Source organism: Pseudonocardia sp. (assembly GCF_035305885.1).
Taxonomy (GTDB): Bacteria; Actinomycetota; Actinomycetes; order Mycobacteriales; family Pseudonocardiaceae; genus Pseudonocardia.
Genome location: NZ_DATGOP010000057.1, coordinates 31,612 through 51,752, shown reverse-complemented (window position 1 = coordinate 51,752; position 20,141 = coordinate 31,612). Strand labels below are relative to the sequence as shown.

At 74.1% G+C, this 20,141-nt stretch carries 24 protein-coding genes; 11 read left to right on the top strand and 13 right to left on the bottom strand.

Annotated features, from left to right (window positions below; all coding sequences use genetic code 11):
• The 4 genes from VKZ81_RS11220 to VKZ81_RS11205 form a co-directional block, all read left to right on the top strand.
• A partial coding sequence (locus VKZ81_RS11220) for a TetR/AcrR family transcriptional regulator (RefSeq protein ID WP_324241423.1) occupies positions 1–444 on the top strand: 444 nt, incomplete at its 5' end.
• Entirely contained in the window at positions 441–881 is a 441-nt protein-coding gene (locus VKZ81_RS11215) for an SRPBCC family protein (protein WP_324241422.1), read from the top strand. The genes VKZ81_RS11220 and VKZ81_RS11215, both read left to right, overlap by 4 nt.
• Before the next feature lie 334 nt (positions 882–1,215).
• Positions 1,216–1,602 carry a Uma2 family endonuclease gene (locus VKZ81_RS11210; RefSeq protein ID WP_324241421.1) on the top strand — a complete coding sequence of 129 codons (387 nt, stop codon included), beginning with the start codon at positions 1,216–1,218 and terminating at the stop codon, positions 1,600–1,602.
• 103 nt (positions 1,603–1,705) lie between these two features.
• Positions 1,706–2,035 (top strand): helix-turn-helix domain-containing protein, encoded by a 330-nt coding sequence (locus VKZ81_RS11205; RefSeq protein WP_324241420.1) that lies wholly within the window; start codon positions 1,706–1,708, stop codon positions 2,033–2,035.
• A gap of 31 nt (positions 2,036–2,066) precedes the next feature.
• On the opposite strand, the gene VKZ81_RS11200 is transcribed toward VKZ81_RS11205, so the two are convergent.
• The 4 genes from VKZ81_RS11200 to VKZ81_RS11185 form a co-directional block, all read right to left on the bottom strand.
• Positions 2,067–3,386, bottom strand: a complete 1,320-nt coding sequence (locus VKZ81_RS11200; protein WP_324241419.1) for an Nramp family divalent metal transporter — start codon at positions 3,384–3,386, stop codon at positions 2,067–2,069.
• A gap of 91 nt (positions 3,387–3,477) precedes the next feature.
• Positions 3,478–4,410, bottom strand: a complete 933-nt coding sequence (locus VKZ81_RS11195) for a TAXI family TRAP transporter solute-binding subunit (RefSeq protein WP_324241418.1) — start codon at positions 4,408–4,410, stop codon at positions 3,478–3,480.
• The gene (locus VKZ81_RS11190) at positions 4,407–5,786 is read right to left on the bottom strand and encodes a sensor histidine kinase (RefSeq protein ID WP_324241417.1); all 1,380 of its coding nucleotides are present in this window, start codon (positions 5,784–5,786) and stop codon (positions 4,407–4,409) included. Before VKZ81_RS11190 ends, VKZ81_RS11195 begins: the two co-directional genes overlap by 4 nt.
• A complete protein-coding gene (locus VKZ81_RS11185) occupies positions 5,783–6,445 on the bottom strand; it encodes a response regulator transcription factor (protein WP_324241416.1) in 663 nt (220 codons plus the stop codon). The genes VKZ81_RS11190 and VKZ81_RS11185 overlap by 4 nt, the downstream gene beginning before the upstream one ends.
• Before the next feature lie 422 nt (positions 6,446–6,867).
• Here VKZ81_RS11185 and VKZ81_RS11180 point away from each other — a divergent pair, with 422 nt between their 5' ends.
• The 5 genes from VKZ81_RS11180 (at position 6,868) to VKZ81_RS11160 (ending at position 10,037) form a co-directional block, all read left to right on the top strand.
• The gene (locus VKZ81_RS11180; RefSeq protein ID WP_324241415.1) at positions 6,868–7,053 is read left to right on the top strand and encodes a hypothetical protein; all 186 of its coding nucleotides are present in this window, start codon (positions 6,868–6,870) and stop codon (positions 7,051–7,053) included.
• A gap of 144 nt (positions 7,054–7,197) precedes the next feature.
• Positions 7,198–7,638, top strand: coding sequence for an NfeD family protein (locus VKZ81_RS11175; RefSeq protein ID WP_324241414.1), 441 nt, complete (start codon positions 7,198–7,200; stop codon positions 7,636–7,638).
• A 2-nt stretch (positions 7,639–7,640) separates the two neighbouring features.
• Positions 7,641–8,687 (top strand): SPFH domain-containing protein, encoded by a 1,047-nt coding sequence (locus tag VKZ81_RS11170; protein WP_414709363.1) that lies wholly within the window; start codon positions 7,641–7,643, stop codon positions 8,685–8,687.
• A 14-nt stretch (positions 8,688–8,701) separates the two neighbouring features.
• Positions 8,702–9,757, top strand: coding sequence for a YihY/virulence factor BrkB family protein (locus tag VKZ81_RS11165; protein ID WP_324241413.1), 1,056 nt, complete (start codon positions 8,702–8,704; stop codon positions 9,755–9,757).
• Positions 9,645–10,037, top strand: a complete 393-nt coding sequence (locus tag VKZ81_RS11160) for a PPOX class F420-dependent oxidoreductase (protein ID WP_324241412.1) — start codon at positions 9,645–9,647, stop codon at positions 10,035–10,037. The genes VKZ81_RS11165 and VKZ81_RS11160 overlap by 113 nt, the downstream gene beginning before the upstream one ends.
• A 48-nt stretch (positions 10,038–10,085) precedes the next feature.
• Here VKZ81_RS11160 and VKZ81_RS11155 read toward each other — a convergent pair whose 3' ends face one another.
• The 5 genes from VKZ81_RS11155 to VKZ81_RS11135 form a co-directional block, all read right to left on the bottom strand.
• Positions 10,086–11,477, bottom strand: a complete 1,392-nt coding sequence (locus tag VKZ81_RS11155; RefSeq protein ID WP_324241411.1) for an APC family permease — start codon at positions 11,475–11,477, stop codon at positions 10,086–10,088.
• A complete protein-coding gene (locus VKZ81_RS11150; protein WP_324241410.1) occupies positions 11,438–12,796 on the bottom strand; it encodes a DJ-1/PfpI family protein in 1,359 nt (452 codons plus the stop codon). Before VKZ81_RS11150 ends, VKZ81_RS11155 begins: the two co-directional genes overlap by 40 nt.
• Before the next feature lie 29 nt (positions 12,797–12,825).
• Positions 12,826–13,221: a hypothetical protein gene (locus tag VKZ81_RS11145; RefSeq protein WP_324241409.1), complete on the bottom strand. Its 396-nt coding sequence runs from the start codon at positions 13,219–13,221 to the stop codon at positions 12,826–12,828.
• Between the two features lie 81 nt (positions 13,222–13,302).
• Entirely contained in the window at positions 13,303–13,965 is a 663-nt protein-coding gene (locus tag VKZ81_RS11140) for a response regulator transcription factor (protein WP_324241408.1), read from the bottom strand.
• The gene (locus VKZ81_RS11135) at positions 13,962–15,053 is read right to left on the bottom strand and encodes a sensor histidine kinase (protein WP_324241407.1); all 1,092 of its coding nucleotides are present in this window, start codon (positions 15,051–15,053) and stop codon (positions 13,962–13,964) included. Before VKZ81_RS11135 ends, VKZ81_RS11140 begins: the two co-directional genes overlap by 4 nt.
• Positions 15,054–15,072: 19 nt before the next feature.
• Here VKZ81_RS11135 and VKZ81_RS11130 point away from each other — a divergent pair, with 19 nt between their 5' ends.
• A complete protein-coding gene (locus VKZ81_RS11130) occupies positions 15,073–15,978 on the top strand; it encodes an arginase family protein (protein WP_324241406.1) in 906 nt (301 codons plus the stop codon).
• Positions 15,979–16,095: 117 nt separating this feature from the next.
• The gene (locus tag VKZ81_RS11125) at positions 16,096–16,320 is read left to right on the top strand and encodes a hypothetical protein (RefSeq protein ID WP_324241405.1); all 225 of its coding nucleotides are present in this window, start codon (positions 16,096–16,098) and stop codon (positions 16,318–16,320) included.
• Positions 16,321–16,423: 103 nt separating this feature from the next.
• Here the strand turns inward: VKZ81_RS11125 and VKZ81_RS11120 are convergent, their stop codons facing one another.
• The 4 genes from VKZ81_RS11120 to VKZ81_RS11105 are packed head-to-tail and all read right to left on the bottom strand — an operon-like array spanning position 16,424 to position 20,014.
• Positions 16,424–17,590 carry a M20 family metallopeptidase gene (locus tag VKZ81_RS11120; protein WP_324241404.1) on the bottom strand — a complete coding sequence of 389 codons (1,167 nt, stop codon included), beginning with the start codon at positions 17,588–17,590 and terminating at the stop codon, positions 16,424–16,426.
• Between the two features lie 9 nt (positions 17,591–17,599).
• A complete protein-coding gene (locus tag VKZ81_RS11115; RefSeq protein ID WP_324241403.1) occupies positions 17,600–18,265 on the bottom strand; it encodes a DUF1028 domain-containing protein in 666 nt (221 codons plus the stop codon).
• Positions 18,262–18,684, bottom strand: a complete 423-nt coding sequence (locus tag VKZ81_RS11110) for a RidA family protein (protein WP_324241402.1) — start codon at positions 18,682–18,684, stop codon at positions 18,262–18,264. The genes VKZ81_RS11115 and VKZ81_RS11110 overlap by 4 nt, the downstream gene beginning before the upstream one ends.
• Positions 18,685–18,739: 55 nt before the next feature.
• Entirely contained in the window at positions 18,740–20,014 is a 1,275-nt protein-coding gene (locus VKZ81_RS11105; protein ID WP_324241401.1) for a flavin-containing monooxygenase, read from the bottom strand.
• Between the last annotated feature and the right edge of the window lie 127 nt (positions 20,015–20,141).

Here is a 20,141-nt window from a genome sequence, read left to right as displayed (position 1 = left end):
TACCATCTCGGCTCCAAGGAGGGCTTGCTAGTCGAGGTAGTCCGGGAGGTCGAGCGGCAAAAGCGCCAGGCGCTCGCGGAGCTGGAACGCGAGCTCGACGCCGGCGTCGACGGTGTCGCCGCGGCGGCCGAGCTGACACGTCGCTTCTGGTCTCGTCTGGCCGATCCAGCCATGGCTCCGTACGAGCGGCTGTTCTTCGAGCTCTACGGCCGGGCGCTGCAGGGCGACCCCGGCGCGGCGCCGATGCTCGAGTGGGTGGTGCCGTCCTGGCTCGACCAGCTCACCGCGCTCCTCGTCCGCCGGGGCTGGGCGCCCGACGACGCGGCCGCCGCCGCGCGGCTGGGGCTCGCGACCGTGCGCGGCCTGCTGCTCGACCTGCTCGCCACCGGCGACCGCGCCGGTGCGGACGCCGCCATGGAGCTGTTCATCGGGAGGATGACGTGAAACTCCAGCACATCGCCGCCGAGGCGACCAGCAGCGCCACGCCGGAGGAGGTGTGGGCGCTGCTGTCCGACCGGTCCACGTGGCCGAGCTGGTCGCCGCTCGGGTCGCACTCCGCGGAGCGGCCCGGCGCGGACGGCACCCCCGACGGGATCGGCGGCATCGCCGTGTTCGTCACCGGCCGCCACCGCGTCCGCGAGGAGATCGTGGAGCGGGAGGCGCCACGCCGGCTGAGCTACAAGCTGCTGTCCGGGCTGGCGCTGCGCGACTACACGGCGGTGGCGGAGCTCACCCCGGTCGAGGCGGGCACGCGCATCCGGTGGAGCGCCACGTTCCGCCCCGCCGTCCCCGGCACCGGCTGGATCTACGCGCGCACGCTGACGCGGGTCTTCCGCGGCATGGTCACCGGGCTCGCCGAGGCCGCGCTGGTCCGCCGCTGATCGGGGTACCCGGCGCGGGAACGCGACCCCGTGCCCGCCTGCTCTGCGGGAATCGCGGTCCCGAGGGGAGGGGCCCGTGACGATCCGGCCGGTCGCCCCGCGACACCTGCCGACCGTGGCCGAGCACCTCGAGATCGGCGAGATCGAACTCGGCTACAGCGGCTGGTGGAGCGGCGGTTGCTGACGTCGCCGAGCCCGGCGTTCGACCACGACCACGCCACCTTCGAGCCGGCCGTCATGCTCCGGGCGCAGGTGCCGGAGGGGCTGTGCAGCCGGCGCCGCTGGAAGCGCCGGGTACCGGGTCCGACCGCTCGTCACCCCCGAAGCGGCCCGGATGCGGGTACGTCGCGAGGGTGGGGTCCTCCGGGCGTCGGAGGTCGTCCTCGTGGTCGAGGTCGTCTCCCCGGGGTCGGTCCGCACCGACCACGTCCAGGAGCGCAGCGAGTACGCCGACGCCGGGATCCCGCACCACTGGACGGTGGACCCGGCCGAGCCGGTGTCGCTGCCTGCCTGCCACCGGGCGGGCGGGTTCGGCTACGTCGACGACGGTGCGGTCACCGGCACGTTCACCGCGGTCGAGCCCTTCCCCGTCGAGATCGACCTGGAGGCCCCGCGCCGACCTCGGGGACACCCCGCGTTCTGTTGCCGACATCTGCAGTCGGGACTACAGTTTTTGGTGTCCGGAGCTTCCACCGGAAGCCCGAGTGGCACGGGGAGGTGATGATCGCCTGGACGTAGCGAGATCATCTACACCGATGTCAGGTTGAAGTGCGGGCCCGGTCGGAGGCGACCGGGCCCATCCGTGTGCGGGAGGCCTTTCCGAGGTGGGAGTCGATCGGCTCGACGACGATGACTACCCATCCATGACGATGGGCCAGGCCGCCGAGCTGATCGACGTGCAGCCGGCGTTCCTGCGCAGCCTGGACGCCGCGGGCGTCCTCACCCCGGCGCGATCGGCCGGTGGCCACCGCCGCTACTCGCGGCGGCAGCTGGTGCTGGCCACGCGGATGCGCGCCCTGTTCGACGAGGGGCTGACGCTCGACGCCGCGGCCCGGATCGTGGCGCTCCAGGACGAGCTCGCCGCGGCGCGCCGGCGGATCGCGGAGCTGGAGGAGCAGCTCGCCGGGCGGGGCGGCGACGGCCCCGACCGCTGACCGGCCGGGGCCGCGCGGCCGCGAGGGCGGTTCAGGAGAACCGGTTCACGAGGTCGGTCACCAGCAGCACGACGAACAGCGCCGACGCCACCCCGAGGAGGCTGTTCGACAGCCAGCCCGACCGGCCGTCCGGCGCGATCCGCTTCGAGTTCAGAAGCAGCATCAGCGTGATGCCGAGGAACGGCATGAACGCCGCGCCGAGCACGCCGTAGACGAGCGTGAGCGCGAACGGGCGGTCGAAGAACAGCAGTGCCATCGGCGGGATCGTGAGCCAGATCAGGTACGCGCGGAACGGCAGGCTGCGCTCGGCGGCCCTGGCCTCGTAGCCGGTCTCGGTGGCGGTGGAGTGCTCGGTGCGCAGCGACTCGGCCGCGATCTCGGCGGCCGCGCCGTGCGGCATCCGGATCGCGCGGGTCCAGTCGGTGAACAGCAGGCTGACGCCGTTCCACACGCCGAGCAGGGACGTGGTGGTGACGGCGAGGAAGCCGACCAGGAACAGGATCCGCGCCCAGTCGCCGTAGCGGCCGCCCAGCTCGGTGGCGAGGACGAGCAGGCCGCGGTCGTTCTCGGTGAGGTCCTGGCCGAGCAGCAGCTCCGCGCCGACGATGAGCATCGCGATCACGAAGATCGCGGTCATCGTGTAGCCGACGGCGTTGTCGAGCCGCATCATCGACAGCCAGCCGGTGCCCTTCCAGCCCTTCGCGATCATCCAGTAGCCGTAGGCGGCCATGGTGATCGTGCCGCCGACGCCGCCGATCAGGCCGAGCACGTAGATCACCGAGCCGTCGGGCAGCCGGGGCGCGAGCCCACCGGCGAGGGCCACGAGGTCGGGCGCCACGAGGACGGCCACCGACACCACCGTGACGAACTTGATCAGCACCAGGACGGTGATGAACTTCTCGAAGATCTCGTAGCGCTGCAACCACACCAGCACGAGCCCGACGACGCCGGCGATCATCGCCCAGTAGCGGACGTCGAGACCGCCGAACAGGGCGTTGAGCGGCAGGCCGACGGCCGACATCGCGGTGGCCCCGTACACGAAGCCCCAGATCACGATGTAGACGCCGAAGAAGACCGTCGCCCAGCGGCCGAGCCGCCGCCAGCCGTCGAGCAGCGTGGAGCCCGATGCGAGGTGCCAGCGACCCACGCCCTCGGCGAGCGCCAGCTTCAGGATCGCGCCGAGCACCGCCGCCCACAGCAGCACGGTGCCGAACCGGGCGCCGGCGACCATCGTGGCGACGAGGTCGCCCGCTCCGACGCCCGCGGCCGCGGCGAGCAGTCCCGGCCCCACTTGTCTGATCTTCGCGCCGAACCCGGTGGGTGGGCTCACCGTCGTGGTCTCGGTGCTCATCTCCCGCTCCTCGTCGATGTCGGGGACTGTCCTCGCGCCGACCGTAAGGTGGCGAAAGGGGAGCGCCGCGCGTTCTTAACCGGCTCTTAGGTCAGCCGTGCAGCTCGCGGTACGCGGCCGCGGCACCGGGGTGCAGCGGGACCTCGCCGGTGCCGATGAGCGAGCGCTGGTCGAGGTACTGGGTGCCGACCGCCGACTCCGGCACCAGCGCGGGTGCGGCGGTGACGAGGGTGCGCGCCACCGCGGCCGCGGTCTCGTCGGGCAGGGCGGCGGTGCAGATCAGCAGGTTCGCCACCCCCACGGTCGGCACCGGTGCGGCGGGGCCGTACGCGTCGGCGGGCACGGTGACGGGCCCGTAGACCTCGCCGTGGCGGGCGCGCAGCGCGGGCAGGTGCTCCGCGAGCGGCAGCAGCCGCATCGGGCGGCGTGCCGCCAGCTCGGCGAGCGCGGGCGTGGGCACGCCTCCCGACCACAGGAGCGCGTCGGCGGTGCCCGCCTCGAGCGCGGCCACCGCGTCGCGCAGCGGGCGGTGGGTCACGTCGGCGGCGATGCCCGCGGTCGCGAGCAGCCGGTCGCCGAACACGGCCGCACCCGAGCCGACGGCGCCGAGCGAGACCGGGCGCCCGGCCAGGTCCGCGGTGCTGGTCGCGGGGTCTTCGGCGCGGACCACCAGCTGCATGTAGTTCTCGTAGACGCGCCCGAGCGCGAGCAGCGGGACCGGGCCGCCGAACGGGTCCTCCCCGTTGCGGGCGGCGAGGGCGATGTCGGTGAGCGCGAGGCCGATCGCGGCGGCGCCGTCGCGGAGCTGCTGGATGTTCTCCACGCTGCCCCCGGTGTTGACGACGGCCGCGGGCACGCCGGCCGCCCCGAGCGCCTCGGCCAGCAGCTCGCCGAACTCGACGTAGAACCCGCCCGGCTCGCCCGCGGCCAGCACGAGCGGGCCCGCCGACCCGCCCGTGCAGCCCGCGACGAGCGGGGCGGCGAGGAGCCCGCGCAGGAACGCGCGGCGCGACGGCCCGCTCATGCCGGCAGCTCGATCGTCACGACGAGCCCCGCCCCGGGCGGGGAGGACAGGCACAGGGTGCCGCCCCGGGCGGTGACCAGGCGCTCGGCGATGGGCAGGCCCAGCCCGGAGCCGCGGGCGGTGCTGCCGGGCGCCCGCCAGAACCGCTGCGTGGCCTGCTCCAGCTGCTCGGCGGGCAGGCCGGGCCCGTCGTCGCGCACCTCGACGAGCGCCCGGGCGTCACCCGCGGCGACCGAGATCCGGACGGTGGCGCCGCGGCCCGCGTACTTGACCGCGTTGTCCAGCAGCACGTCCAGCAGCTGCTCCACCTCGGACGCGGTGCAGGCCGCCTCCACCGGCTCGGGGTGGGGAGCCGCCTCCAGGCGCACCCCGGCCTCGAGCGCGGCCTCGCGCCACGCGTCGAGCCGCTCCGCGACGACGGCGGTGAGCTCGACGCGGTCGTCCGACGGGGCGCCCGCGGCGAGCGCGGTGGCGCGGCTCTCCGCCGAGGCCAGGTCGAGCAGCCCGTCGAGCAGCGCCTCCAGGCGGTCGAGCTCCAGCACGGTGGACCGGTAGGTGGCCCGGCCCTCCGGGACGACGTGCGGGTCGAGGGTGTCGACGCGCAGCCGCAGGGCGGCGAGCGGGTTGCGCAGCTGGTGGGAGGTGTCGGCCACGAGCCTGCGCTGCTCCTCGGCGCTGGTGGCGACGGCGTCGGACATCCGGTTGAACGTGGCGGCCAGCTCGCGCAGCTCGACCGGGCCCGCGCGCGGCGACACGTGCGCGCCCGGGTGGCCCGCCGCGACCGCGCCGAGGCCGGCCGCGAGCTCCCGGATCGGGCGCAGCACCCACCGGGCCAGCAGCAGCGCGAGCACCGCGCAGGCCAGCGCGGCGACCAGCGCGCCGAGCAGCACCACCGCCCACGCGGTGGCGATGTCGGCGGCCGCGGCGGCGGGTTCGGCCCGCAGCACGACGGCGCCGCCCACCTGGGTGCCGGTGCCGATCGGGCGGGCGAACAGGATCGGGGCGGTCGACCACGGCCGCAGCCCGACCGGCCGGGCCGTCGGCTGGTTGCGCAGCGCCGCGTCGACGGCGGCGACGACGGCCGGGTCGTCGGCGCGCAGGCCCGCCTCGACGATCGCCCGGCCGGAGCGATCGACGACCACGACGCCCTCGCCGTAGACGGCGTGGTGGGCCTGCACCTCCTGCGCGAGCTGTCCCGCCCCGGACGGCCCCGTGGCCTGCTGGGCGAGCGCGGCGAACCGGTCGAGGTCGCCGGTGCGGGTCAGCACGAACTCCTGGGTGCGGCCCGCCGCGGTGCTCTGCAGCAGCGGCACCGCGAACCCGGCGACCGCCGCCAGCGCGAACGCCGAGAGCACGACGAGGAGCCTGCGCCTCACGATCGGCCGAGCCGGTAGCCGAACCCGCGGATGGTGGCGAGCAGGCCGGGGCGGCCGAGCTTGTTGCGCAGCGACGTGAGGTGCACGTCCAACGAGCGCGAGACGGCGAGGTAGGCGTCGCCCCACACCTCGTCGAGCAGCTGCTGGCGGCTGACCGCCGCGCCCGGGCGTCGGGCGAGCGCGGCGAGGATGTCGAACTCCTTGGCGGTCAGCGCGATCTCGCTGCCCCCGACCGTCGCCCGGCGCGCGGTCAGGTCCACCCGCAGGTCCTCGATCTCCACCACGTCGGCGGGGGCGGCCGCCGCGGCGCGCGTGCGCCGCACCACGGCGTCGACCCGCGCCAGCAGCTCCCGCAGCCGCACCGGTTTGACCAGGTAGTCGTCGGCGCCGAGGCGCAGGCCGCGCACGACGTCCCGCTCGGCGTCCCGCGCGGTCAGCACCAGCACCGGCGTGGTCGTGACCCGGCGCAGCCTGCGCAGCACCTCCATGCCGTCGCCGTCGGGCAGGCCCAGGTCCAGCAGCACGAGGTCGGCGCCGCGCAGGTGCGGCCACACGTCCACCGCCCGCCCGACCCGCTCGACCCGGTGTCCGTGCGTCGCGAGCGCCTCCACCACCGCGCCGGCCACGCCGTCGTCGTCCTCGACCACCAGCACCTGCACGAACAGGAGCGTGCCACGCGGTTACGCCGGGGGTGCGTCCTACCGTCGCCGCGTGGACCGCCCGCGCGTCGTCGCCCACGTCGCGGTCGCACTCGACGGCGCCACCACCGGTTTCCTCCCGGACGTCGGCCGCTTCCACGAGCCGGCGGGAACGTGGTCCGAGGACGTCACGCTGGTCGGCGCCGACACGGTCCTGGCCGAGGAGCCGGCGCTCGCGGGGGCGCCGCGCAGGCCCGCGCCGCCCGGCGCCCCGTTGCTCGCGGTGGTCGACGGCCGGGCCCGGGTGCGCGAGTGGGAGGCGCTGGCCGGCGTCGCCACTGGTCGGGTGTGCTCGCGCTGCGCGCCGCGCCACACCGGGGCATCCGCCCCGGGCCGACGTCCCCGAGCTGGTCGTCGGCGACGAGCGGGTCCTCGCCGCCGCGTTGACCGCGCTCGCCGAGCGCCACGGCGCCCGCGTCGTGCGGGTCGACAGCGGCGGCGCGCTGATCGGCGCCCTGCTCGAGCGCGGCCTGCTCTGCCAGGTCAGCCTGCTCGGCCACCCCGTGCTCGCGGGCCGGGGCAACGGGTGTGGCACGGCGGCCGGGCCCCGGCGCGGTCGCTCGAGCTGATCTCCAGCGCGGCGCTCCCGGGCGGCCCGGTTCGGCTGCGCCACCGCATCGGCTGACCCCGCGGGGCCGCGAGCCCTTCTTTCCGCAGGTACGCGGGCGCATACTGGGGTGGTCAGCCCCCGTTGTCGTGGGCGGGAGGGTGCGATGGCCGTGGACATGTGGGTCATCTGGTTGGTCGCCGCCGTCGGTCTGATCGTCATCGAGATCTTCACGCTCACCGCGGCGGTGGGGATCCTCGGTGGCGCAGCCCTGATCACCGCGTTGGCCGCGGCGCTCGGGCTCCCGGTGCCGGTGCAGTTCGTCGTGTTCTCCGGCGCGGCCGTCGCCGGCGTCGGGTTGCTCGCCCCCGTCGCGCGGCGCCACCTGACCGGCTCGGGCAGCAGCACCCGGTTCGGGACGGAGGCGCTCGTCGGCAAGCCGGGGTACGTGGTGCAGGAGGTCACCGGGCAGGCCGGTCGCGTGCGGATCGGCGGTGAGGAGTGGACGGCGCGGTCGATCGACGACTCCGTCGTCATCCCGGCCGGGGCCGCGGTCGGCGTCCTGCAGATCGACGGCGCCACCGCCGTCGTCTACCCCAGGGAGTGACCATGACCTCCGACTACGCCCTGATGGTGGTCGGCCTGCTCATCGCGCTGTTCGCCGTGGTCACGGTGGTGAAGGCGGTGCGGATCGTGCCGCAGGCGCGGGCGCGCAACGTCGAGCGGCTCGGCCGCTACCTGCGCACGCTGCAGCCGGGCCTGAACTTCGTGATCCCCTACATCGACCGCGTCTACCCGATGATCGACCTGCGCGAGCAGGTCGTGTCGTTCCGGCCGCAGCCGGTGATCACCGAGGACAACCTGGTCGTCGAGATCGACACCGTCCTCTACTTCCAGGTCACCGACCCGCGGGCCGCGGCCTACGAGATCGCCGACTACCTGCAGGCCGTCGAGCAGCTCACGGTCACCACGCTGCGCAACGTGGTCGGCTCGATGGACCTCGAGGAGACCCTGACCTCGCGGGACCGGATCAACAGCCTGCTGCGCGGCGTGCTGGACGAGGCCACCGGCAAGTGGGGGCTGCGGGTCAACCGGGTGGAGATCAAGGCCATCGACCCGCCGCGGACGATCAAGGACGCGATGGAGAAGCAGATGCGCGCGGAGCGGGACAAGCGCGCGGCGATCCTGTCCGCGGAGGGCCAGCGGCAGTCGCAGATCCTCACCGCGCAGGGCGACAAGCAGGGCGCGATCCTGCGGGCCGAGGGGGAGCGGGCCGCCGCGATCCTCAAGGCCGAGGGCCAGTCGAGGGCGATCGACGAGGTGTTCCAGGCCGTGCACCGCAACGACCCGGACCCGAAGCTGCTCGCCTACCAGTACCTGCAGGTCCTGCCGCAGCTCGCCCAGGGTGAGGGCAACACGTTCTGGGTGATCCCCAGCGAGGTCACCTCCGCGTTGCAGGGCGTCTCGAAGGCCTTCTCCGAGGCCGTCCCGCGCTCGCCCGCCACCCGCGAGCGCACGGTGGAGTCCGACGAGCTGGCCGCGATCGCCAAGGAGGACGCCGCGCAGGCCGAGGAGGCCGCGGCCGAGGCGGTCGCCGACGCGGCCGTGCCCGAGGGCGTGCCGCACCCGAACGGCAGCCCGCAGCGTCCGGCCTAGGCGAAGGGCGCCCGGTGCCCGGCGCCGCGCGGGGCCCGGCGCCCGCCCGGCGTGTGCTCACCCGGCTGCTGGTCAGGGCGTGGGACGACGACGTGCTCGGCCAGTCCGCGTCCGCGGCGTTCTGGCAGACGCTCTCGCTGCCCCCGCTGCTGCTCGGGCTGTTCGGCCTGCTCGGGTACGCCGAGCGCTGGTTCGGCCCGGACACGGTGGTGGCCGTGCAGGAGTGGATCACCCGCACGTCGGGCGGCGTGTTCAGCCGCAACGCCGTGGAGGAGATCATCGCCCCGACCGTGGCCGAGATCCTCACCTCCGCGCGGGGCGAGGTGGTCTCGATCGGGTTCCTGCTGAGCTTCTGGTCCGGCTCCTCGGCGATGGCCACGTTCGTCGACGCGATCACCCGGGCCCACGACCAGTTCCCGGTGCGCGGCTGGCTGTGGCAGCGCAGCCTCGCGATCCTGCTCTACCTGGCCGGCCTCGCCGTCGGCATCGTGGCGCTCCCGCTCGCCGCGCTGGGGCCCGAGCGGCTGCTCCCGCTGCTGCCCGACCCGGTCGAGCCCGCGGCGTGGACGGTGGTGAACGCGGTCTACCTGCCCGCGCTCGTCGTGGTGTTGGTGCTGGCGCTCGCCACGCTCTACAAGATCGCGCTGCCGCTCAAGCCGCCGTGGCACCGGGGGCTGCCCGGGGCGGTGCTGGCGGCGGTCGTGTTCCTGGTCGGGGCCACCGGCCTGCGGCTCTACCTCGACTGGATCACCAGCACCGGCTACACGTACGGGGCGCTCGCGGCGCCGATCGCGTTCCTGCTCGGCATGTACTTCATCGCGCTCGCGGTGATCATCGGGGCGTACCTCAACGCGGCGATCCAGGCGGTCCGCCCGGCGCCGCTGCGCAGGCGCGGCCGGCTCGTCACAGCCGGCCCCGGTGCCTCGTCTCCGGTCGGGACCCGACCGACTGGAGGTGATGATGGCGATCGCACCGCCCGCGTTCACGAGCCGCCGCACCGTCGCCATGACGACGTTCCGCCGGGACGGCACCCCGGTCAGCACGCCGGTGAGCATCGCGGTGAGCGGTGACCGCGCGGTGTTCCGCTCGTTCGCGAAGGCGGGCAAGACCCGCAGGCTGCGTCGCGACCCGACCGTCGAGGTGGCCCCGTCCACCTTCTTCGGCAGGCCGCTCGGGCCCGCCGTCCGCGGCACGGCGCGGCTGCTCGACGGAGAGGAGGCGAAGCGGGCCGCGTGGCTGCTGCGGCGCAGGCACCCGTTCCTGCACGGCGTGGTCGTGCCGCTCGCCCACCGGATCGGGCGGCGGCGCACCGGCCGGACCGTGCACTTCGAGCTGGTCACGACCGGCTGACCGGGCGCACCGGTCCCGGGCCGACCCGGGACCGGTGCGCCGCGCGCGTCACTTCGGCGGGTCGATCGGGTGCGAGTGCTCGCGGCTGTCGTCGAGGTGGCTGGGGTCGAACTCCACCCGGCCCACGACGAGGTGGTTGATGCCCCACAGCACCACGCCGACCGCGAGCAGGATGCCCGCGATGAGGAACTGCACCGCCGGGCGGCCGGACAGCGGGGTGGCGAGGAAACCGCACAGGAACACGCTGAGCACGGGCGCCCACGTCGGGGCGCGGAAGTGCCGGTGCTCGACGGGCCGCTTGCGCAGCACCAGCACCGCGACGTTGACGACCGTGAACACGGCGAGCAGGAGCAGCGCGGTGGTGCCACCCAGCACGCTGATGTCGACGCTGACCACCAGGACGTAGGCGATCACGCTGCTGAAGATGATCGACACCCACGGCGTGCGGCGGGTGGGGTGCACGGTGGCGAACACCCGCGGCAGCACGCGCTCGTTGGCCATGCCGTAGAGCAGCCGGCTCGCCATCAGCATGTTGATCAGGGCGGAGTTGATCACGGCGAGGAGCCCGATCCCCGCGAACAGCTGCAGCGGGAAGCCGGGCGAAGCGACCTCCAGCACCCGAAGCAGCGCCCCGCTCTTCGCCGCGGCCAGGTCCTCGGCGGGGATCAGCATCGAGGAGACGATCGCGACGAGCACGTAGATCGTGGCGGCCACCCCCATGCCGAGCAGCATCGCCCGCGGGAAGATCTTGACCGGGTCCTTGGTCTCCTCGGCCATGTTCACCGAGTCCTCGAACCCGACCATCGCGAAGAACGCCAGCGAGACGGCGGTGGTGATGGCCAGGACCGGCCCCGTCTCGCCCGTGTTGATCTCGACGAGCCGGCCGGCGTCGCCCTGGCCGGCCCCGATCGCCCAGAACCCGAAGATGATGATGATCGCAAGACCGCTCACCTCGATGCAGGTGAGCAGCACGTTGGCCTTCACCGACTCGCCGACCCCGCGGTAGTTGATGATGGCGAGCCCGGCCACGAAGACCAGGGCCACGAGCCACAGCGGCAGGACCGCGAACTCCCTGAGGTAGGTGTCGCCGAACGCCTTGGCCGCCGACGCCGCCGAGGTCACGCCCGAGCACATGACCGTGAACGTGACCATGAAGGTCAGGAACTGGATGCCGAACGCGCGGTGGGTGTACAGCGCCGCCCCGCCCGCGCCCGGGTACTTCCCGACGAGCTCCAGGTAGCTGAACGCGGTCAGGAACGCGACGACGAACGCGCCGAGGAACGGGATCCACAGCGCGCCGCCGATCACTTCGGCGACCGACCCGGTCAGGGCGTAGATCCCCGTGCCGAGGATGTCACCGACGACGAAGAAGAGCAGGAGACCTGGGCCGATGGCCCGTTTCAGCTCGGGTTGGGCCTGGGTCGGTGCTGAGTCCGCCATGCCGACTGAGTGTGACCCCTGCCACGACGGCGGTCGAGGATCTTGGCGATGATTTGATGTAACAGCAACCCCACGAGCACCAGCGCCGCGAGCACGAGGGTCGGGAGCCACGGCCAGGCGGGGCCGTCGAGCGCGAGGTCGTCGTCGGGCAGCTCGAGCACCTTCGCCACCCAGCGCGCCGTCGCCACGTCGGTGGTCGCGGCCAGGTCGGCCACGGTCGCGTCGAAGGCGAAGCGGTCCTGGGGCAGGTACTCCGGCTGGGGCGCGCCCGGCACCGGCGCGACCGGGCCCCCACCGGGCACGATCAGCCGGTCGAGCCGGGGTGCTGCGCCGGCGAGCTCGGCGCGCGGCAGGAACGTCAGCCCGTGCCGGGAGCGCACCGGGCCGCCGTCGTCGCTGACCGCGAGCGCGCGGGTGGCGAGCGAGCGGGCCTGCGTGTTGAACACCGCGGCGAGCGCGAGCTCGCCGACGCCGTCGGTGAGCGCCACGCCGACCGTCGGGGGGTCGGGCAGGAAGCCGCCGTTCAGGATCACCGCCGGGTCGGGGACGGGGGGCCCGGTGTGCACCGGGGAGTCGGCGCCGTAGTGGCGCCAGCCGATCGCGGTCGCGGCGTCGCGGGCCACGGCCGGCCCCAGCATCCGCTCCACCACGTGCAGCGTCCCGTCGATGCCGGACAGGATGCCCGCGGTGCTGACGACGTCGCCGTCGTCGACGAAGCGCCGGCCGGGCACCCAGCGCACCTGCGGGTACTCGGCCTGCATGCCGCGCAGCTGCATCCAGTGGGCGGCCGCGGGGCGGCCGTCGAGCAGGCCGGCGGAGGCGAGCACGCCCGCGCCGTTGCAGATCGACAGCAGCCGGGCGCCGCGGCCGGCCTGAGCGGCGAGCCACTCGGTGACCGGTGCGGTGGTCGGCTCGCCCAGGTCGGGCAGCGCCGGGACGACCACGAGCGCCGGGTCGGCCAGCTCGGCGAGCTCGTCGAACGTGAGGTCCGGCACGAGGTCCAGGCCGCCGGTCAGCGTGACCGGCGTGCGCTGCGGCCCCACGGTGTAGACGTTGAAGCGGTCGGTCGCAGCGAGGATCTCGTACGGGGCGAGGGTGTCGGAGACCTCGGCGCCCACGGCGCCGACGACGACCACGGCGGTCGGCTTGGCCGGGTCGTGCCGGACCGGCGCGGCCGCGGGGACGGGCCGCTGCGGGCCGGGTGCGTAGTAGGCGCCGAAGGCCGCCGTGGCGGAGACGGTCGCGACCGCCGCGGGCAGCGCGAGCACGGCGACCAGGACGGCGAGGATGCGGACGGTGTGGCGGAGGACGCGGTCCATCTCGGTGCCCGTCTCGGGGTCGGTGGGGCTCAGTGCCAGTAGTCGCAGCGGCGCCAGATCATGACGACGAGCATCAGCGGGAACATGATCACGTGGGCGGCGACCATGACGGTCGTCGCGGAGATCGCGCCCAGCCAGTAGGGCACCAGCAGAACCGCGAACGGCACGACCATCGCCGCGCACATCTCGGCGGTGCGGGCCCACGAGTGGCCGCGGACGCTCATCCACAGGCCCATCGCGATCGTCATGTTCAGCGCCATCGCCATCGCGTGCACGTCCGGGCGGACCACCCAGTCGGCGGGCCAGAGCGGGCCGAGCGCCACCATGCCGACGACCATGGCGACGACCATCTCGACGTAGTGGGCGACGAAACGCAGCAGGCGGCGGGAGGTGGTGCGGCCGAGGTTCGGGTGCGTGGTTGTCATGGCCGGAAGCCTCGCCGCGGACGGCCGTGCAGCCACGTGCCGGAAGTCATGACCGGGGGTCATGACCCGGCATGACCCCCGCTACAGCAGGCCGAGGGCGCGGGCGCGCAGCGCCGCCTGGGTGCGGTCGCGGGCGCCGAGTTTCGACAGCACGTTCGTCACGTGGTTCTTCACCGTGCCCTCGGCGAGGAACAGCTCTCCGGCGATCTCCCGGTTGCTGCGGCCGTCGGCCAGCAGCCGCAGCACGTCCAGCTCGCGCTCCGACAGCGGCACGACCAGCGGCTGGGCGGCCGGGCGCTCCGGCTGCGCCGTGTCGGGCAGCTGCGCGAACCGGGCCACCACCTTCGCCGCCACCGACGGCTGCAGCACCGACTCGCCGCGGGCGGCCGCCTGCACGGCCTCGAGGAGCCGCGCCGAGGACACGTCCTTGAGCAGGTAGCCCACCGCGCCCGCCCGCAGCGCGGCGAACACGTCCTCGTCGTCGTCGAACGTGGTGAGGGCGATGACCCGGATCTCCGGATGCTCGACCCGCAGCCGCCGGGTGGCCCCGATGCCGTCCAGCACGGGCATGCGCAGATCCATGAGCACCACGTCGGGCGCGAGCTCGGCGGCCTTGCGCAGCGCCTCGTCCCCGTCGCCCGCCTCGCCGACCACCTCGACGCCCTCGTGCACGGCGAGCAGCGTCGCGAGGGCCTCCCGGAACAGGGACTGGTCGTCGACGAGCAGGATCCGGACGGGGCTCATCCCGGCACCTCCATCGTGAGCGTGTGCCCATCGCCCGGCGCGGACTCGACGCGCAGCTCGCCCCCGAGCAGCGCGGCCCGCTCCCGCAGCCCGACCAGGCCGAAGCCCGCTGAGCGGCCGTCGCTCCCCACGCCGTCGTCGCGGACCTGCACGCGGACCGCGCCGTCGCCGTAGTCCAGCAGCAGGTCGGCCCGGCCGGCGCGGGCGTGCTTGCGCACGTTCGTGAGCCCCTCCTGGGCGGCCCGGTACAGCGCCTCGTGCGCCTCGTCGGGGAGCGAGCGCGGGGTGCCGGAGACGGCGAGCCGGGTGGGCACGCCCGCGGCGGACGACTCGTCGGCGAGCGTCCGCAGCGCGTCGGGCAGCGGTTCGGCCGAGCGCGGCTCCCGCAGGGCCCCCACCGACCGGCGCACCGCACCGAGGGCCTCCTCCGCCTGGTGCTGGGCCTTCGCGAGCACCTCGTCAGCTTTCGCCGGGTCGGTGGCGAGCACGGCGCGGGCGGCCTTGACCTGCATCTGCACGACGGTGAGGGAGTGGCCGAGCCCGTCGTGGATGTCGCGGGCCACCCGGTTGCGCTCCTGCGCGGTGGCGAGCCGCTCGGCCTGCGCGGCGTGGTCGCGCAGCTGCTCGTGCGCCTCCGCGAGGTCGCGGCGCAGCTGCTGTTCGCGCCGCAGCAGCTCGGTGATGACCGCGGCGAACAGCACCGAGGCGATCAGGCCCGTCCCCTCCCGCAGCGCGTGCTGCCAGGAGTCCATCGGCGCGTGGACGAACGGGATGATCACGATCACCGCTGCGGTGGCGGACCGGGGGAGCAGCAGGACGCACTGGCTCACCAGCACCACGAAGAACAGCGTGGTGGCCACGCCCGGATCCAGGCCGAACGTCGCGAAGGCGAGCGAGAGCTGGACGACGACGTACGCGGCCGACCACGCGAGCCGCGCCGTCCTGCGCACCCACCCGAAGGCCGCGACGGACAGCAGCGCGTACGCCGCGCCGAGCGCGATCGCCGCCATCGGCCCGCCGTCGCCGACGACCCCGATCACCAGCGTGAGGAACGCGCCGCAGGTCAGCACGGCGAGCGCCCTGTTCACGGATGTCACCCTAAGGGGCATGAGCATCGTCGTGGTCGACGCGCCGTCGAACCTCGGGCTCCGCCCGCCGCGCCCCGGCACCGTGCCCGGCTGCTACAAGCTCGCCGGGGCGCTGCGGGATCAGGGCCTGCTCGCCCGGCTCGGCGCCCAGGAGGGCGGCGTGGTCACCCCGCCCCGCTACGACCGCGGGGGCTGGGTGGAGGGCGACGGCGTCTTCAACGCGGCCGCGATCGCCCGCTACTCCGTGGCGCTGGCCGACCGCGTGCAGAAGCACACCGCCTCCGGCGGGTTCGTGCTCGTGCTCGGCGGCGACTGCAGCATCCTGCTGGGCGCCCTGCTCGGGCTGCGCCGCCGCGGCCGCACCGGCCTGGTCTACCTCGACGGGCACTCCGACTTCCGCCACCCCGGCAACTCGCCCGCCGTCGGCGCCGCGGCGGGCGAGGGGCTCGCGCTGGTGACCGGGCGCGGGCAGCCCGACCTCACCGACCTCGAGGGGTTGGGGCCCTACGTCCGCGGCGAGGACGCGGCGGCCCTCGGCATGCACGAGCCGGGCGATCCGCTGCTGGCCGAGGCCAGGGCGGCGGTGGCCGTGCTGGCGACGGTCGAGGAGATGCGCGCCGCGGGCTGCGCCGCGGCGGCCGGGCGGGCGCTCGCCGCGATGGGGCCCGGCGTCGAACGGATCTGGGTGCACCTCGACGCCGACGTCCTCGACCCGTCGGTGATGCCCGCCGTCGACAGCCCGGACCCCGGCGGCCTCGAGCCCGGCGAGCTCGTCGAGACGCTCGTCCCCCTCCTCTCCGACCCCCGGGTGGCCGGCCTCGATCTCGCGATCTACGACCCGGACCTGGACGAGCCGGGGTACGGCGCCCGCCTGCTCGCCGACCTGCTCGTCGAGGCGCTGGGAGCGGCGGGGCGCATCGCGTGATCGGCGGGCCCGCATGTCGCGGGCGTCGATCGGGTACGCAGCTCTGGCTCCGGCGATCGGTCCCCTGCGATCGGTCGGACGGCGGAGCCGCCTGCACACCGTCTCGAGGAGGAGAACGTGGCCGTCACCGCTGACCTGGCGAAGGTGCTGGACAAGGAGTGGGAGGACAAGTCGCTCGACGAGATCCTCAAGGCCCCGGTGAGCGCGCTCGCCGGCGTCACCGACAACGACGCCGACCTGCTCAAGCAGGCCTTCAACATCAAGACCGTCGCCGACCTGGGCAAGAACAAGTACTTCCGCGCCGCCCAGGCGCTCAAGGCCCTGGGTGACGCCGCGAAGTAGCGCCCGTCTCGTCGATCGAGCTGCTCTCCGGCGCCGGCCCGCTCTCGTCGAGAGGTCGAGGGCGGGCTGGTCCTTCCGGTGCGGCCGTGCGGCGAGCGGTGTCTCAGCGCAGCCCGCCGTCGGCGCCCCGGTCGCACCCGGTCCAGGCCAGCGCGATCGCGCCGTCGAGCAGGGCCCGTTCCGCGGTCGGCCCGACGCAGTGATCGGCGAACTCGCGCTGGTGGTTCGTGGCCGGCAGCGATCCGACCCCGATGTACGGGTGGATGGCGGGGACGACCTGCGACACGTTGCCCATGTCGGTGGAGGCCCGGTTCATCCGGCCCGCGAGCCCGGCGGGGGCGAACTCGCGTCCCAGCTCCAGCGCGTTGGCCCGGTAGCGCTCCAACGTCCGGGTGTCGGTGCGGAACTCGGCGTAGGGCTTGCTCTCCGCCTCGATTTCCAGCGTGCACCCGGTGGCCAGGGCGCCCGCCTCGAAGCACCGCATCACCTTCGGCTCGATCTCGGCCAATTCGGCCAGGGTCTCCGCCCGCACGTACCACCGCCCCGACGAGCTGTCGGGGATCGCGTTGGGCGCCGACCCCGCGGACGTGACGATCCCGTGCACCCGTGAGCTGGGCGGCAGGTGCTGGCGCAGCAGGCCGATCGCGACCTGGGCGACGGTGAACGCGTCGGCCGCGTTCACACCCTCCTCCGGGTACGCCGCCGCGTGCGCCGAGCGACCGCGGTAGGTGATCCGCGAGTGGCTGACCGCGAACGGCCTGGCCTCCGCCACGTCGACCGGGGCCGGGTGGACCATCATCGCGAGGTCGACCCCACCGAACGCGCCGCGGTCCAGCAGCTCGATCTTGCCGCCGCCCCCTTCCTCCGCCGGTGTGCCGTACACCTCGACGGTCAGGCCCAGATCGTCGGCCACCTCGGCCAGCCCGAGCGCGGCGCCGACCGAGGACGCGGCGATCAAGTTGTGCCCGCAGGCGTGGCCCAGGCCCGGAAGGGCGTCGTACTCGGCGCACAACGCGATCCGTGTCGGCCCCGAGCCGTACGTCGCGAGGAAGGCCGTCGCAAGCCCCAGGTAGTTCGGCGTCACGGTGAACCCGCGCCGCTCCAGGGGCTCGGGGACCGTCGCGGCGGCGTGGTGCTCCTGCCAGGCGGTTTCGGGTCGGGCGTGCAGCGACCTCGACAGTTCGACCAGCTCGTCGGCGGCGGCGTCCACGGCGGCGCGGGCCGCGGCCTTCGCCCGGGTCAGCGCGCTCGGCACAGGCTCTTGCGGCACAGCTTCCTCCTAGACGTCACCGGGGACCCCGTACGACGGCGCCGTGGCCGGCTGGAGGCCGCGGCGGACGTAGTCGTCCCGCTGCGGCAGCCAAACCTCGAGCGCCTCGGCCAGGCGGTCGATCGGTGCGTCGTCCCAGTCGACCCGCAGGTCGGTCACCCGCCACTCCACGTCCGCGACGACGGCGAGGCCCGCCGAGTGCACAGGCCCCGCCTCGCCGCCGGCGCGGAGGCCGGCCTGCAGCGCGGCGAGCAACCGCTCCTCGAGCTCGCCCGCCGCCGACTCGAAGGCGTCGACCATGACCGACGGGACGTCGCTGCCGGCGAGCAGGTTGCCCGCGGCCACCGAGTGCGGGCCGACCACGGCACCGTGGGTGCCGAGCGTCCGCTCCCCGCTGAACCAGGCGGCCGGCCCCGCCGCTCCGAGCGCGGTCAGCTGCCGGTACTCCAGGTCGGTCGCGGTCTCGCCCACCTCCTTCAGAGCCCGTTCGGCGTCGCCGTGGGCCGCGAGGCGGTCGAGGATCCGTCCGCCCAGCCGGGGGTCGGTCACGTTCTGCGACGCGGCCGCGCCGACACCCGGCCGCAGGTGTACGCAGCGCGCGGCCACCGCCGGGCTGGAGGAGCTGACCGCCATCCCGAACCGCCCGGCGTGCCGGGCCGCGATGGAGAACGTCATCGTTCGTCCTCCGGGATGACGGCGATGGCGTCGATCTCGCACAGCCACTCCGGGCGCGCCAGCGCCGAGACCACGACTCCCGTGGATACCGGGTGGACGCCCTTGGTCCAACGCCCGACGGTCCGGTAGACGGGCTCGCGATAGCGCGGGTCGACCAGGTAGATGGTCAGCTTGACCAGGTGTTCCATCCGGCTGCCCGCCTCGCGCAGCAGCATGTCGATGTTCGCCATCGCCTGCTCGGCCTGCGCCTCGACGTCGCCGATCCCGACCGACTCGCTGGTGTCGAGGTTCTGCCCGATCTGGCCCCGCAGATAGACCGTGTTGCCCGCGACGACGGCCTGGCAGAGGTCGTTGTCGAGGTTCTGTTCGGGGTAGGTGTCGCGGGTGTTGAAGGGACGGATCCGGGTGTGCGTCGGCATCAGACTGCTCCTGGTGACGTGACGATTGGTTGTCCTGCTCCGCATGGCATCGGCGTCAGGCCAGCGCCGCCCGCGGGCTCCTGGCGTCGTGGTAGGCGGCGTAGCTGCGTTGGATCGCGATGTGCTCCGCCACGTACGCGGCGTCGTGCCAGACCCCCCAGATGAAGCTCGACCCGCGCCGCGAGAGCCATGGGAGCCCGAGGAAGTAGATCCCGGGCTCGGTGGACACCCCGCGCAGGTGCTGCGGCTTGCCGGCGGCGTCGAACGCGTCGACCTCCAGCCAGCTGTAGTCGGACACGAAGCCCGTCGCCCAGACGATCGATGTCACCCCCGCACGGGCGAGGTCGAGTTCGGAGAGCGGGTCGACCACGCAGTCCGGGGCCGGGCCGAGGTCGCGGGCGTGCGGCTCCTCGGGCAGGTCCAGGCCGTTGCGAGCGACGTACGCGTCGGCCTCGTCGAGCATCGCGAGGTAGTCGGCGTCGCCCCTGGCGATGTTGTCGCGCAGGTCGTCGGCGAACCGGATCCGACCGTCGTCGAACGCACGGGTCATGCCGACGAGCGTGATGCCGTCGGCCGCGAGATTCCGGAAGTCGATCGTCTTACCGCCGTCCGCACCGCTGACCGCGATCGTGACGTGCTCGGCCCCGCGCGGGGGCGTCGCCGCGTCCCACTTGCCCAGCACGCCGAGCCACCAGCAGAAATCGCGTTCGCGATACCGCCGCGGCGGCCGGTTGTGCGGGCCGACCGAGAGGTAGACCTCCCGGCCGGACCGCCGCAGCTCGTCGGCGATCTGGACACCCGACGAGCCCGATCCGACGACGAGGACCGCGCCGTCCGGGAGCTGGTCCGGGTTGCGGTAACCGCTGGAGTGGATCTGCACGACATCCGCCTCCCGGGGCACGATCGGCGGGATCGCCGGCTTCTGGAACGGCCCGGTCGCCACGACGACGTAGCGGGCGTCGATGCCCCCCTCCGAGGTCTCGACGTGAAAGCCGGGCCGACCGGTGCGTTTGCGCACGCGTTCGACGTTCACCCCGCAGCGGATCGGCGCCGCGATCTTCTCGGCGTACGCGACGAAGTAGTCGGCGACCTGGTCCTTCGTCGCGAACCCATCGGGATCGAGGTCGGGGAACTCCATCCCGGGGAACCGGTCGTGCCACGCGGGTCCGTTGGCGACCAGCGAGTCCCACCGCTCGGTGCGCCACCGCTCGGCGATCCGATCGCGCTCGAGCACCAGGTGGGCGATCCCGCGCTCGCCCAGGTGCTCGCTCATCGCGATGCCGGCCTGTCCTCCGCCGACGACGACGACCTCGGTGTCGTGGTGCGACATCCCAACCTCCGTAATCGATCACGACGTACCGCTCCCGGAGGACGTCCCGCGTTCCCCCCGACAGCACCCGCGGTGACGTAGACGTCGACGAGCCACCTGGGGCCGGGACTCGGTGCACCGACTCCCG

Excerpts from the sequence above, each read along its gene's own strand:
- VKZ81_RS11210 (WP_324241421.1), top strand. The coding sequence starts at position 1,216 with ATGCGGGTACGTCGCGAGGGTGGGGTCCTCCGGGCGTCGGAGGTCGTC.
- VKZ81_RS11200 (WP_324241419.1), bottom strand. The coding sequence starts at position 3,386 with ATGAGCACCGAGACCACGACGGTGAGCCCACCCACCGGGTTCGGCGCG.
- VKZ81_RS11195 (WP_324241418.1), bottom strand. The coding sequence starts at position 4,410 with ATGAGCGGGCCGTCGCGCCGCGCGTTCCTGCGCGGGCTCCTCGCCGCC.
- VKZ81_RS11175 (WP_324241414.1), top strand. The coding sequence starts at position 7,198 with ATGGCCGTGGACATGTGGGTCATCTGGTTGGTCGCCGCCGTCGGTCTG.
- VKZ81_RS11170 (WP_414709363.1), top strand. The coding sequence starts at position 7,641 with ATGACCTCCGACTACGCCCTGATGGTGGTCGGCCTGCTCATCGCGCTG.
- VKZ81_RS11160 (WP_324241412.1), top strand. The coding sequence starts at position 9,645 with ATGATGGCGATCGCACCGCCCGCGTTCACGAGCCGCCGCACCGTCGCC.
- VKZ81_RS11155 (WP_324241411.1), bottom strand. The coding sequence starts at position 11,477 with ATGGCGGACTCAGCACCGACCCAGGCCCAACCCGAGCTGAAACGGGCC.
- VKZ81_RS11150 (WP_324241410.1), bottom strand. The coding sequence starts at position 12,796 with ATGGACCGCGTCCTCCGCCACACCGTCCGCATCCTCGCCGTCCTGGTC.
- VKZ81_RS11145 (WP_324241409.1), bottom strand. The coding sequence starts at position 13,221 with ATGACAACCACGCACCCGAACCTCGGCCGCACCACCTCCCGCCGCCTG.
- VKZ81_RS11140 (WP_324241408.1), bottom strand. The coding sequence starts at position 13,965 with ATGAGCCCCGTCCGGATCCTGCTCGTCGACGACCAGTCCCTGTTCCGG.
- VKZ81_RS11130 (WP_324241406.1), top strand. The coding sequence starts at position 15,073 with ATGAGCATCGTCGTGGTCGACGCGCCGTCGAACCTCGGGCTCCGCCCG.
- VKZ81_RS11115 (WP_324241403.1), bottom strand. The coding sequence starts at position 18,265 with ATGACGTTCTCCATCGCGGCCCGGCACGCCGGGCGGTTCGGGATGGCG.
- VKZ81_RS11110 (WP_324241402.1), bottom strand. The coding sequence starts at position 18,684 with ATGCCGACGCACACCCGGATCCGTCCCTTCAACACCCGCGACACCTAC.
- VKZ81_RS11105 (WP_324241401.1), bottom strand. The coding sequence starts at position 20,014 with ATGTCGCACCACGACACCGAGGTCGTCGTCGTCGGCGGAGGACAGGCC.